Raw genomic sequence first — 12,531 nt, 5'->3', positions numbered from 1 at the left:
GATCGGGCATGACCCTGATTGAGCTCGCCGACGGCGTGACCGAAGACGAGATCAAGGCCAAGACGGACGCTGACTTCTGGGTGGCGTTGGGCGAAAAACAGGCTGAATTTACCGAGTAACTTCTCCGGTCGCGTAGGTGTTATCGAGCAACGATCCTCGTGAAGAGGAAACGAATGGTCCTAAGTATGGCTGTCTTTTCTCTCGCGCTCTGCTTCCTGCATTTCGCTCAAAAGAAGGATCTGCAGACGAGCGCCCTTTCTGCCTTAGGCATGGCAGCATCCAATAGCGGCTTCATCGGTTACCCAATTGCAGCCTTGGCTATCGGCGCGCCCGCAGGCCTTGCATTGGCTTTATGTATGATGATTGAAAACGTCATCATCATTCCGGCCGCATTGGTCATTGCCGAGACTGGGTTACAAGCTGGTTTGCCAGCACGCGTGATCCTACGCTCATCCGCCGTCAGACTGATCAAGAGTCCGATCATACTCGCTATCCTAGCTGGGACTGCCATTTCAGCGTTCGGAATCGTTCTTCCATCCCCAATCTTCAAAACAGTCGATATGCTTGCACTCGCTTCCGCGCCGGTCGCACTCTTCGTGATTGGCGGAACTCTCGTGGGGTTTAAGATCGAGGGGCTTCGGGCTGAGGTTGCTCAGATTGTTCTTGGCAAACTTGCCATCCATCCCGTTGCCGTCCTGATGGCGTTCACGATATTTGCCAAAGTTGATCCTGATCTGAAGTCGGTGGCGATCATCATGGCGAGTGTTCCGATGCTCAGCGTCTACCCGATTCTTGGGCAACGGTACGGCATGGATGAGGTATGTGCGGCGGCACTCATGGTTTCAACTGCGATATCGGTTTTTACCATCAGCGCGATGATCTGGTTGGTAAAAGCAAACGTGCTGCAATCCATAGCGGGATAACCCATTTGACGCAGAGGATCTCAATGATTGCCCCTAGCGACCGAGCGTAGTGAGCAGATCAATGTCTTGCTGGCACGTTGGCACGGATGCTGGGGTTGGCGCGCAGTATCTTGATCGGCTGTAAACAGGAACGCCCACAGGAGTGGGCGCCAAGCGAGGTATGCTTGCAGAGATGATTGGAGGCTTTCTAAATGAAGGAGGCCTGGTCCGCCTCAATCTATCCTAATCGGAAGGAGAGCTACTTCTCCGGGCGATGTTTGTTGCTGTCGGGGGATGAGGTCTCCCCGGAGGTTGCTCGTTACGGGTCAGGTGGCAACTGCCTGCAGTCAGGGATCGAAGAACACGGTCTCCTGGTCGCCTTGCAGGTGAACATCGAAGGTGTAGATGACCTCGTCCCCACGCCGGCTTCTTTCAGCAATCAGCGTTTGGCGCCGAACCTTCTGCTCGATGAGATTAAGCACTGGATCTTCGGCGTTTGCCTGCGTCGCATCGGAAAAGTAGAGCCGGGTGTTCAGGCCGATATTGATCCCGCGCGCCACGATCCAGAGGTTGATGTGCGGCGCCATCATCCGGCCATTGCGCCCGACGACCGCGCCTGGCTTGATCGTCGCGAAGCGATAAACCCCTGTTTCGAAATCGGTCCCGGTCCGCCCCCAGCCACGAAAGCCATCGCTGGCCATCGTCTCTTGACCGCTTGCTGGATGGTTGTATTGCCCGTCAGGGTCGGCCTGCCAGATCTCGAGCAGGGCATCCCGCACCAGTGTCCCGGTGCCATCGAACACGCGGCCCTCGACGATGATCCGCTCCCCCTTGGTGTCGGGCCCCACCAGCGCACTCCCAAAATTGGTCTCGAAGATGTCGAAGCCAGCCTGTTGCGGGATCAGCCCGATATGAACATAAGGCCCAGCAGTCTGCGACGGTGTTTCATAGAAGTAAGACAGCGGCTGTACCATGGTTCAGTTTCCCTCAAGCTTGTTCTCGAACAGGGTGGATCGGCGGCCGCGCAGCACGATGTCGAACTTGTAGGCCAGCGTGTCGAGTGGAACCGACGCGTTCAGGTCGAGCGGGGCAATCAGGCGCTCGACGGCGTCTGGATCCGGAATGGTCTTCACGATCGGGCAGATCTTGATCAGCGGATCACCCTCGAAATACATCTGCGTGATCAGGCGCTGGACAAACCCGGATCCGAAGACGGAAAAGTGGATGTGGGCCGGGCGCCAGCTGTTCACGTAGTTGCGCCAAGGATAAGGACCTGGCTTGATTGTGCGGAAGTAGTAATAGCCGTTCTCGTCCGTCAGCGTGCGGCCACAGCCCCCAAAATTCGGGTCGATCGGCGCGAGATAGGCATCCTTCTTGTGCCGGTAGCGTCCACCGGCATTCGCCTGCCAGAACTCCACAAGGGTGTGCGGTACGGGCCGGCCATTCTCGTCCAGAACCCTGCCGTGGACGATGATCCGCTCGCCGATCGGATCGCCGTCCTTGGCGTAATTTCGGATCAGGTCGTTGTCGAGTGGTCCGAGTTCGTTGTGGCCGAACCTGGGGCCGGTGATCTCGGATAGCGAGTTCTGGAGCGACAAAAGAGCATGGCGGGGCGAGCGCGCTACGCTGGTCTTGTAGGTCGGCGTATACGCCGGTGGGTGGATGTTCCGGTCCCGCTGGATGAATTCGCTTAGGCTCATGTCTGAAATCGCCGGACCGGGCATTCCTCGCCCTGGCTGGCGTGGGGTCTCTCCTTGGTAATTCATGGTTTCCATCCCGGATTGGTCGGTGAACTTGTCCGCCGGAAGGGCGGCGTCTGACCGGATCTTCTCGCAACCAATTCCTGGAATAAACAGATGTGTTATAATCAGTTTCATGAGCAAAATCGATCATTTGGATCTCGACGGCCACTTGCTGACTATGTTCCTGGCCGTTCTGGAGGAGGGGTCGGTGACCGCCGCAGCCACGCGACTGGGGGTCACGCAATCGGCGGTGAGCCATGGGCTCGAAAAGCTCAGGCGCGTCGCCCGGGATCCGCTCTTCGTCAAATCCGGCCGCGGTATCGTCGCGACCGCGCATGCCCGTGCGTTGGCTGACCGAGCACGCCGGTTGATCGACGACATGAAGGAGTTCGCCGCCAGCGCAGCCTTCGACCCGCTATCGGCGCAGGTCACCTTCACGGTGGCGGCCAACGACTTTCAGCGGGATCTGCTCTTACCGCAGCTGTTCCAAAAGATGGAAGCCATCGCTCGCCATGTGACGCTGCGGGTGATCCCATCTGGCCTGCCGACGCCTGACCTGCTGCGGGAGGGGCGCTGTGACCTTCTGATCTCACCGCTGCCGCCTGAGGGAATGGACATCCTCCAGAAGCACCTGCTGCAGGACAAGTACGTCTGCTACTACGATCCAAGGATGCGAGTGGCGCCGCAAACGCAAGAGGACTATCTGGCGGGTCGCCACATCACCGTCGTTTACACCGATAACGAGCGACTGAACTTTGACAAACGACTTGCACGCCAGGGCGTCGCTCGAAACATTGCAGTGTCTGTGCCCGCATTCTCCGCTGTTCCAGCGTTCCTGGAAGGCAGCGAGTTGCTGGCGAGTATGCCAAATCTTCTCAGCCAAGGGTTGATGCGAACCTTTGCGAGCATTTCATTGCCGCTCAAGACGGTCGGTACGGACGGGTTTGTAGCACTCCCCATGTACATGGCTTGGCACCGGCGATTTCAACAGGATCCGGCGCATCAGTGGTTGCGGAATTTGCTGGAAGAGACAGCCAGCATGGTGACTGCAAGGCAGAGAACCGAGATCTGAAACGCTCGGTGCCGTGCCCCTCGCTGATGTGTTCCATGCCGCTTCGCCCAACTGTTTAGAAGCGAACCAGCGCCGAATCTCCAGCGTACGAAGGTATAGGCGGTAGCTGCCATCATCGGTTGCGACATTCATCCTCTGCACAATGTCGGACTCCTTACCTACCTGCGGAAGCCTTCTAGGCACTCGGAGCCCGACGTTTCTGGGTGGATTGCCACTTGGATCAGCCGGGATTTACAGCGGTCAAAGCCTTGATCAGAAATAAAGGCTACTGGGGAACGATTGATTACAGTCACCAATGAGCGAGCGTCTGCCATATTCCAGTGAATAAGCATCCGTTATGGCGTAAGAAGTTTATTTTATTCTTCCTATTGATTGCCTTCATTGACGTTTACCTACTGGTCGTATCGACTGGCAAGTCAGAAACCGAGGGAATTATGTTAGTAAGCACAACCTAGCACCGCTCGAGCGATGCGTTCGGCTAAAGCTCAAGTGGCATCCAGATAACCGGGCCCAGCGCTGATATCCGGTTCATGTCTGCCGGCCCACTTTCCCTTTCCATTTTGGAGGATCCAGAATGACTTGGCAGGCGCACAACCGTGTTGCCGTCGGACTCATATGGCAGGAGACCAACTCATTTAATCCACTCGCAACGGAGACTTCGGACTTCATCACGCATGAAGGCGATGCAGTGCTCAGTGCGTACGAAGCAACAGCGACTGCCTTGGGCGGCATCATCCGCCGTTTGCGCGCTCTTGGCGCCGTGCCGATCCCGACGTTCGCCGCCAAGGCTCGTCCGGGTGGCCCTATCCGAGACGCAGTTGTGGAAGATCTTATTGCTCGTTTGATTGATCGTGTGAAGAGCGAGGAGATTGATGCCATATGTCTCGAATTGCACGGTGGGATGGCGAGTGAGACTGTTGCCGATGTAGAGGGTTTGCTCCTCTCACGACTTAGGAAGGCGATCGGCCGCTCGGTCCCGATTTCAGTTGCTCTCGATCTCCATGGCCATATCACCGACCGCATGGTAGCCAATGTGAATTTTTTGACCGGATATCGCACGCATCCTCACAGCGACATGGTCGAGACAGGTGAGCGCGCAACTGAAATGCTCATGAATATTGTCCAGAGGCGAGTGAAGCTGGTCAGCGCGCGCCGCTCAGTGCCGTTCCTCGCACTTTGGCGTGACGAGACGGCGGAACCACCAATGAGGGATGTCTATCAGACCCTCGTTACAGAGGCCGCCCGTCACCAGCATTACATCGACGCCTCTATCTTCAACACGCATCCCTTCCTGGATGCGCCGGGCCTTGGACAGGTTGTTGTCAGCTACTTTGATGACGATACGCCTGCGGCCGTTAGTCTGACCAACGCAATCGCTGATAAGCTGTGGTCCATACGGAAGGAGTTCGTCGGAGAAGCTCCCGGGTTGGATGAAGTATTTGCCCGCGCTGATAAGGCAGCGCGAGAGGGGTCCCAGCCGGTAGCGATTGGTGACCAAGGTGATAGTGTCCTTGCCGGCACGCCAGGCGACTCGGTAGAGATCGCACGCTACGCCGCCAAGTATTATCCCGCGTTGCGCGGACTCATCCCCGTGTTCGATCCGCAGGCCGTCGCCACCGCCCGTGCCGCCGGGATAGGGACTACGGTCACCCTGCATCTGGGGGCGAGCATTACACCTGAACTTGTGCCCTTGGAACTGACGGCGATCGTCGTGGCTCTGACAGATGGCATCTTCCCAAACGAGGGCAGTTATATGAAAGGCGTTCTGAATGATATGGGAGCAACGGCAATTCTGCAGGCCGGGGCCCAAACTTTCATTGTCACATCACGAGCACCATCGGCTTGTGACCCGGGTCTCGCCCGTCATACTGGAAAAGCGCTCACCAACTTTCAGTATATCGTTGTCAAGTCCAGCAATCATTTTCGACTGTCACTCTCTCCGGCCTGCGACTGCATTGTCGCAGCGACGCCAGGTCTTTCGAGCCGCAAGCCCGACTATTTGCGACATCAGAAGGCGCGGCCAATTTTTCCTGTCGACGAGTTGTGATCCGACGTCCGCAGGCTGGGGTGACAATGGGATCGAGATACTGCAAAACGCTCAACATAAAGGAAACTCTGATGATGTGTCTGAAACCCGTAGTAGCGGCAGCGTTGTTCGGGAGCGCGCTCCTGCTCCCAAGTGTGGCTTATGCCGAAATCAAGGACCGCACCCTCAAGTTCGCATTCACCGCGGGAAGGGAACACCCGCAAGGCCTGGGAGTGCAAAAGTTTGCTGATCTCGTAAAGGAAAAAAGCGGCGGGAAAATTCAAGTGCGCTTGTTTCCTGAGGGCGCGCTCGGAGGTGATCTCCAGACTATCTCCGCGTTGCAAGGCGGAACCCTAGATCTAACTGTGCTTAATGCGGGGCTTTTGGCGGGGAACGTTAAAGAGTTCGCTATTCTCGACCTTCCGTTCCTCTTCAACAATCCTGAGGAAGCGGATGCTGTCGTCGATGGCTCTGTGGGACAGAAGTTGTTCGCCAAGCTTCCCGAGAAGGGACTTGTTGGCCTTACCTATTGGGAACTTGGCTTCCGGAACGTGACTACCAGTAGGCGTCCTATCACGAAGCTGGAGGATTTTCAGGGGCTCAAACTTCGTGTTGTGCAAGCCCCGTTGTTCATCGACTTGTTCAATGCGCTAGGAGCCAATGCGGTCCCCTTGGCCTTCCCGGAACTCTATACAGCGCTTGAGCAGAAGGTGGTTGACGGCCAGGAGAACCCTCTAGCAACGATCGAAGCCACCAAGTTCAATGACGTTCAGACCTATCTCTCAATCACACGACACATTTACAATCCTCAAGCCGTCCTTATCAGCAAACGGACCTGGGACGGCTTCTCTGAGGAAGAGAAAAAGATCATAAACGAAGCTGCCAATGAAAGCCGAAGCTATCAGCGGCAAGTTTCGAGGGAGAAGAATGCGCAGTCTATCGAAAACCTGGTGAAGGCTGGAATGAAGGTGAACGAAGTTCCTCCACAGGAATTGGAACGCATCCGCGAAAAGATCAAGCCAATCACTGACAAGTACAGCGCGCAGGCAGGAGATGCGCTTCTCAGCGAGATTAACGCTGAGATTGCGAAAAAACGCTAACCAAAGAAGCACCATGCGTGAAGGGCTCATTCAACTAGGTGGGCCATCACTCTTCCGGATTGATCGCCTTCTCGTGAAACGAACGGAAGCCGGTGTGTTGAATAGGAACGCCATGCCGTTTCGCTCGAGATGGGCTCTCGCTTGGCACTACCTGAATCGTTCGGGACCCCGCATAGCATTATCGCAGTAGTACTGGTGATGTTGACGTTGCGTTCAGAAATACTGCCACGCCTGTAGGTGAAGTGAGGACTACGATGGGTCATCTGGTTGGAGGAATCTCCAGTGCGGGTCGTGCCTTGCCTGCGTTGGATGGAGTTCCGTTTCTTACATCGCGCTCCTCCGGTCCCTATATCTGGGACAATAGCGGCCGACGCTATATCGATACCGCTCTGGGCTTTGGAGCGACCATCGTAGGGCACGCCCACCCTGCCATCATCGATGCCGTTTCTCAGGCCCTTTCGCTCGGGTCAATGCCGGCCTTTGCCCACACAGGGGAAGAGGCCGCGGCAACCGCTTTAACGACTGCGACTGGTCCGCTCTCACGCGTGATCTTCACCAATACGGGAAGTGAGGCCGTCCATCTTGCCTGCCGCATCGCCCGTGTTACTACCGGACGCAGCCAGATCGCGAAAATGGCTGCAGGATTCGATGGGTGGTATGACGACGTAGCCTTCGGCAATGCCGGATCCTCGGAGGCGGCGATGAAGGCGAATACGCGACCGACAAAGGCACGAACAACGCTGTTACGGTTCAATGACTTCGATGATGTCGAGCGTCTTTTCGACGATTGCGAAGATATTGCGGCGGTCTTAGTGGAGCCCATGCTCGCGAACGCTGGCTGTATCCTTCCCGCGCCGGGCTATCTTCAGCATGTAGAGGCAGTCGCTCGGCGCAACGGCGCCATCGTGATTGCCGATGAAGTGCTGATGGGCTTTCGTACACGGTTCGGCTTGACTGGACACTCCTTGGGCTTAACCCCTGATCTTGCAACGGTCGGCAAGGCGATCGGAAGCGGAATTGCTGTCGCAGGGGTGGTCGGCACGCCTGAGGTCATGGCCGCATGCGAGCGCGGAGAGGTAACCCGGGCAGGGACTTACAGCGGCAATCCAGTTGCGACAGCGGCGGTCTGCGCCACAATGGATATCCTGAAGGATCTGAACTACAACGCAGTTCTTGCACAGGGTGATAGGTTGCGGGGCAGGATCGAGCAGGCATTTGCAACTGTTGATGGCGTGAGGGTTGCAACGTCGGGTTATGGAACGGTCTTCACTATCTGGTTCAGTGAGGAAAGCCCGACGAACTATGTGCAAGCTGTCGCGAAGGTGGATCCGGCCCGAACCAAAATGTTCCATGTCGAAGCGCGCCGGCGAGGTCTTCTGACAATGCCATTCTCATTCGGTCGGATGTATTTGTCAGCAGTTCATGACGACGCGATGATCGACGAGATGGCTGAGATTGTCCAGAATATCGCTGGCGTAATGAGATAATGCCCTTCGGTTGAACCATTTTACCGGTCGTTTAGGATAACGTCGTTATGGTTGGTGAAACTCTGACCTCATGAATGCAGCCAAGCGGCGTACCGACGCGCGAGCGGCATGTGGCACGACAATGGCCAGTTCGACTGGCTTCAACTCTGGCATTCCATCACTAGACCCGAGGAGACGATAGGACGGCAGTATGACAGAAGCTGGTAGAGCTGCCACGGCTCTACCGAGGTCAATCGCGGTTTGTATCGAAGGCAGATGAGAGGATGTCCACGCGATACGCCATGGTCGTCCCGCGCGATTCAGCGCATCGAGTACGTAGTCGGCCCTGAACAATGCAGTTTGATCAGGCGACAATTGGATTCCAGGGTTCGTGGGCAGTATCCGATTGCGCGGATGAACTGATCAGGGCTGCCATGAGCCAAGCGATAAACAGTCTGAGCCACGTCAGTATCAGCCGCAGGTTATGTCCGGCCGCCACCAGCAGGGCATTGATCGCGTCGCCGGCTGCGCCGAGCAGGTGGTTGCGTCCCAGCCGCCCGCCCGCCTTCATGTGCCCGATCATCGGCTCAATCGCGGACCGGCGTGTCAACTCCCGCTTGATCGTCGGCGTCAGACCCCGCCGCTGCCGGGTGATGAACACTCGATCCGTCTTGGCATAATCATGCCCGCGATAGCCCTGATCAACGTAAACGCGTGCGGGCTCCACGTCCGTCATGGCCACGACCTGATCGATCGTCGTGTTGAGCGTATGGCCGTCATACGGATTGCCCTCCAGCGCCTTGGAGGCGAGCACGAAGCCTTCGCGGTTGGTCACGGCCAGCGCAACCTTCGAGCCGAACTCATAGGGCCGATGCGCATTGCCCTTGGCGATGCATACCACCTCGGGCGCATGCAGGCTGTACAGCTTGTTCTTGCTCGTGCGCTCCTGCACCAGCAGGCGCTCTATGAGGCCTAGCAGAGGAGCAAACCGGCGTGAGAGAACCTCATCCCCGGCGACTTTCCTGGCGATATCGCGGTACACGCGTCCGAGATAGGTCTTCAGCCGCTTGAGCTCCCGGCGCATGCGCCGCATTTGACGGGCATGGGCATAGCGACCGACCTGCACGGCCGCGCGTTTGGCTAGACGGGTGTGGGCCTGACGCAGCTTGAGGCCGTGCCGCTTGGCTTGCCGCACCAAAGCCTGCAACGCCTTGAGAGAGAGCCTGGCATCGGTGGGATGGGTGATGGCCTTGGGCTGCACGGTGGTGTCGACGCTGATCCGCTCCAGACTGGAGGGCCGCACCGCGCCGCTCTCCAGCCCGGCCTGGATCGTTTCAGCCAGCAGCTTCTCCAGTCCTTCTGGCCCGAGCCGTTTGCGCCAGCGCGTCAGCGAGCTCGGATCGCAGGGCAGCTCATGCTGAAAGGACTCGCAGCCACAGAACCACTGGTAATACGGATTCTCGATCCAGCGCTGCACCACCGCCTCATCGGACAGGTTGAAGGCATGCTGGAGATACGACAGCCCGACCATCAGGCGTGTCGGCTTCGCGGGTCGTCCGAGCGGACGATAGAAGCGGCCGAACTCCTCATCGAAGCGATCCCAGTCGATCAAAACAGCCAGGCGGAACAACGCGTGGCGGGGATCGAGGATCTGGTCGAGGCGGCTGCGGTAGAGATCGCCGGAACTCGGCAGCGTCGGCTTGGGTCCCATGGCAAAACACCAGGTTTAAGCGGGTCCATCCCCAGATGCTGGCATTTTACAATGCTTCGTGACGACGAAGAATCCTTATGCCCCAACAAGTTGTGGGTTATTCAGGGCCGACTAATTGAGGTAGAAGGCGACGGCAGCCGCGATGCAGATGGCTGAGAAGAAGGTGTGGGCGCAGCGGTCATAGCGGGTCGCGATCCGGCGCCAGTCCTTGAGCTTGGCGAACATGTTCTCAACCTTGTGCCGTTGCCGATACAGCGTCTTGTCATAGGCGATGGGCACCTTGCGGCTCCTGGTCGGCGGAATGCACGGCGTGATGTCCTTCTCGGCAAGAGCTTCCCGGAACCAGTTGCTGTCGTAGCCCCGATCGGCAATCAGGGTTGCGCCTGTCGGCAGCGCCTCCAAGACGAGCCGGGCGCCTTTGTGGTCGCTCATCTGCCCTTCCGACAGCAGCAGGATGATCGGCTTGCCGGCGCCATCGCAGACGGCGTGGAGTTTGGAGTTCAGGCCACCTTTCGTGCGCCCGATACGACGGGGAACATCCCTTTTTTGAGCAGGCTCGCCGCGGTGCGGTGTGCCTTCAGGTGAGTGGCGTCGATCATGATCCGCTCGGGCTTGGGACCCTCACTGGCCAGAGCCGCAAAGATCCGGTCGAACACCCCCAGTCGGCTCCAGCGCATGAACCTGTTGTACAGCGTCTTGTGCGGCCCGTACGCCTTGGGCGCATCCTTCCACTGCAGGCCGTTGCGGATGACGTACACGATCCCGCTGACCACCCGCCGGTCATCCACACGCGGCACGCCGTGCGCCAGCGGGAAATGCGGCGAAATCCGCGCCATCTGGCGCTCACTGAGCAAAAACAGATCACCCATTCGGAGCCTCCTCGACAGGAGGCTCTGAATCACACCTCAGACCAAATTAATAGGTCCTGAGCCTAGGCAACACCGTCCTGCATGGCTGATCGAGCTCATTCGCTCTCTTGCTCCCAATGATACAGGGAACACTGATGAAATTCGTGATGAGCTCCAGAAGCTGCTAAACAGCCTTAGGGTTCGTACGCAAAGCCCGAAAGTGAATGCTGATGGAGGCATCAGCGTCGATCACGGATCTGGCAACGGAGTTCGGGCTGACCGCACAGGAGAAAGTGGAGGTGAGGGTAAGCGAACACGCCTCACCCATGACGATCTGCTTGCGGTTCCATCTGGCGCAAAACGCGCGTCAATCTCGTTAAACGCTGAACGTGCGCCCGAGATCATCCTCCTCCGGGAAGCTCCGGCAATCGATGAAAAAGGGATTCGGGGTAAGGCTGCGAAGTTCTACTCAGAGTCTGGGCAATTATTTGTAAATATGACCTATCCCGCCATCGAGGAAATGCGTGGCCTGCTGGAGCTTGAATATGCTTCCGCACCAGACCCTGAGCTCATGCGCAAAATGGCTCTTGAATTGGCCGAGCGAACTATGATGGTTCGTGTTGGGCGGGCTGTGGTGTATGCGGTGGCGAAACAACTCAACCGTGAATGGACAACCGAGGATATGGCCCGAGCGCAATCTCCGGAGAGTCTCAGCTTAGCCGCAGACGACTACATCGATGCCTTGCAGAATGTTCGGCGGCGCTTGGGGCAGGCTCTTCGCGTTGGACGGCAAGAGGTTGATGAAACGGCAGCCGCATAGGGCTCAGAGCGCGGACGCTCAGTTGGCCGAATTTAGCTAGAGCGTCCGCCAATCTGTGTTCCGGGTTCCGTTGAACTGCTAGAGCTGAGTAGAATGACCCGGCGAGTGCAGTCGTCCATTGAACACAAGCACCCCATATGGTCGGCGTACGGTAAGCATTTCAACCTACGCCTCGCCGGTTCTATGGGTCCGAAGACGACCAGTAACAGCCAATACAGTCCAGGACGTAATGTGGGGCAAGCTGAGGGGCGCGTACCAAAACTTGCGCTCAAACTGCTGTATTTTCAATCGCTTAGTAGTGAAGAGTGGCGGAAGGGGGAGATTCGAACTCCCGATACGGTTGCCCGTATGCCGGATTTCGAGTGCGGTGCATTCAACCACTCTGCCACCTCTCCGGGTCGCGAAGGCCTTGGGGCCCGCTGGTTGAGGCAGGCTGACTCGGAGGTAACTGTTTCGAATCCACCTGAGCGAGGAATGGGGGCCAACTAACATTGTTACTCCCAGGTGTAACTGAGCACCATGATCGCTCGTATCACTCCCCAATGCTGCTCAGCACGATCTTTCGTTCTGGCCAAGTGCCACGCGATTATGCTACATTCGTGCTACACGAGCTGGTAAAAAGCACTTTAAAATCAATGTTCTGTATGGCTCGGCGCCGTTTCCTTTCGGGCGCGCCATTATTTCCAATCACTTAGCATAGTTCCGCAGCCAAGCTGCTACCGAGAAAGTGCATCAGTAAGCATACGGTAAGCGCGGCGTAAGGGCGTGCCCTGTCCAGGTTGGGGCCATAGCTCAGTTGGGAGAGCGCTTGAATGGCATTCAAGAGGTCGGCGGTTCGATTCCG

Annotated in this window: 10 protein-coding genes and 1 tRNA gene; 6 read left to right on the top strand and 5 right to left on the bottom strand. The window is 57.4% G+C overall.

All coding sequences use genetic code 11. The annotated features are described in order from the left end of the window. The first annotated feature begins 173 nt into the window (after positions 1–173). Positions 174–923, top strand: coding sequence for an AEC family transporter (locus tag DRB19_RS26990; protein WP_114189086.1), 750 nt, complete (start codon positions 174–176; stop codon positions 921–923). Between the two features lie 326 nt (positions 924–1,249). On the opposite strand, the gene pcaG is transcribed toward DRB19_RS26990, so the two are convergent. Then, positions 1,250–1,876, bottom strand: coding sequence for a protocatechuate 3,4-dioxygenase subunit alpha (gene pcaG / locus DRB19_RS26985; RefSeq protein WP_114189085.1), 627 nt, complete (start codon positions 1,874–1,876; stop codon positions 1,250–1,252). 3 nt (positions 1,877–1,879) lie between these two features. Further along, positions 1,880–2,626 (bottom strand): protocatechuate 3,4-dioxygenase subunit beta, encoded by a 747-nt coding sequence (gene pcaH / locus DRB19_RS26980; RefSeq protein ID WP_373867419.1) that lies wholly within the window; start codon positions 2,624–2,626, stop codon positions 1,880–1,882. A gap of 151 nt (positions 2,627–2,777) precedes the next feature. Here pcaH and DRB19_RS26975 point away from each other — a divergent pair, with 151 nt between their 5' ends. The 4 genes from DRB19_RS26975 to DRB19_RS26960 all read left to right on the top strand — a co-directional run bounded on the left by DRB19_RS26975 (position 2,778) and on the right by DRB19_RS26960 (position 8,329). Then, positions 2,778–3,716, top strand: coding sequence for a LysR family transcriptional regulator (locus DRB19_RS26975; protein WP_114189084.1), 939 nt, complete (start codon positions 2,778–2,780; stop codon positions 3,714–3,716). 574 nt (positions 3,717–4,290) lie between these two features. Continuing rightward, positions 4,291–5,763, top strand: coding sequence for a M81 family metallopeptidase (locus DRB19_RS26970; RefSeq protein WP_114189083.1), 1,473 nt, complete (start codon positions 4,291–4,293; stop codon positions 5,761–5,763). Positions 5,764–5,834: 71 nt separating this feature from the next. Then, a complete protein-coding gene (locus DRB19_RS26965) occupies positions 5,835–6,842 on the top strand; it encodes a TRAP transporter substrate-binding protein (RefSeq protein WP_114189082.1) in 1,008 nt (335 codons plus the stop codon). 254 nt (positions 6,843–7,096) lie between these two features. Beyond that, the gene (locus tag DRB19_RS26960; RefSeq protein ID WP_114189081.1) at positions 7,097–8,329 is read left to right on the top strand and encodes an aspartate aminotransferase family protein; all 1,233 of its coding nucleotides are present in this window, start codon (positions 7,097–7,099) and stop codon (positions 8,327–8,329) included. A gap of 343 nt (positions 8,330–8,672) precedes the next feature. Here the strand turns inward: DRB19_RS26960 and DRB19_RS26950 are convergent, their stop codons facing one another. Both DRB19_RS26950 and DRB19_RS26945 read right to left on the bottom strand, forming a co-directional pair. Further along, the gene (locus tag DRB19_RS26950; protein ID WP_114189079.1) at positions 8,673–10,019 is read right to left on the bottom strand and encodes an IS5 family transposase; all 1,347 of its coding nucleotides are present in this window, start codon (positions 10,017–10,019) and stop codon (positions 8,673–8,675) included. Between the two features lie 111 nt (positions 10,020–10,130). Further along, positions 10,131–10,888, bottom strand: a protein-coding gene (locus DRB19_RS26945; protein ID WP_114189078.1) for an IS5 family transposase whose coding sequence is annotated in 2 segments (ribosomal slippage) — positions 10,131–10,555 and positions 10,555–10,888 — 759 coding nt in all. Because the reading frame shifts where the segments join, the coding sequence is not laid out codon by codon here. 199 nt (positions 10,889–11,087) lie between these two features. Between DRB19_RS26945 and DRB19_RS30380 the strand changes: the two genes are divergently transcribed. After that, positions 11,088–11,687 carry a hypothetical protein gene (locus tag DRB19_RS30380; RefSeq protein WP_162815901.1) on the top strand — a complete coding sequence of 200 codons (600 nt, stop codon included), beginning with the start codon at positions 11,088–11,090 and terminating at the stop codon, positions 11,685–11,687. Between the two features lie 306 nt (positions 11,688–11,993). On the opposite strand, the gene DRB19_RS26935 is transcribed toward DRB19_RS30380, so the two are convergent. Continuing rightward, positions 11,994–12,082 (bottom strand) — tRNA-Ser (locus tag DRB19_RS26935). Between the last annotated feature and the right edge of the window lie 449 nt (positions 12,083–12,531).

Origin of the sequence: Microvirga aerophila (assembly GCF_003332305.1) — a bacterium.
Lineage (GTDB): Bacteria > Pseudomonadota > Alphaproteobacteria > Rhizobiales > Beijerinckiaceae > Microvirga > Microvirga aerophila.
The sequence above is the reverse complement of the archived record's forward strand: the minus strand, read 5'-3'. Positions and strand labels throughout refer to the sequence as shown.

Coding starts and splice junctions, on each gene's coding strand:
- DRB19_RS26990 (WP_114189086.1), top strand. CDS start 174: ATGGTCCTAAGTATGGCTGTCTTTTCTCTCGCGCTCTGCTTCCTGCAT.
- pcaG (WP_114189085.1), bottom strand. CDS start 1,876: ATGGTACAGCCGCTGTCTTACTTCTATGAAACACCGTCGCAGACTGCT.
- pcaH (WP_373867419.1), bottom strand. CDS start 2,626: ATGCCCGGTCCGGCGATTTCAGACATGAGCCTAAGCGAATTCATCCAG.
- DRB19_RS26975 (WP_114189084.1), top strand. CDS start 2,778: ATGAGCAAAATCGATCATTTGGATCTCGACGGCCACTTGCTGACTATG.
- DRB19_RS26970 (WP_114189083.1), top strand. CDS start 4,291: ATGACTTGGCAGGCGCACAACCGTGTTGCCGTCGGACTCATATGGCAG.
- DRB19_RS26965 (WP_114189082.1), top strand. CDS start 5,835: ATGATGTGTCTGAAACCCGTAGTAGCGGCAGCGTTGTTCGGGAGCGCG.
- DRB19_RS26960 (WP_114189081.1), top strand. CDS start 7,097: ATGGGTCATCTGGTTGGAGGAATCTCCAGTGCGGGTCGTGCCTTGCCT.
- DRB19_RS26950 (WP_114189079.1), bottom strand. CDS start 10,019: ATGGGACCCAAGCCGACGCTGCCGAGTTCCGGCGATCTCTACCGCAGC.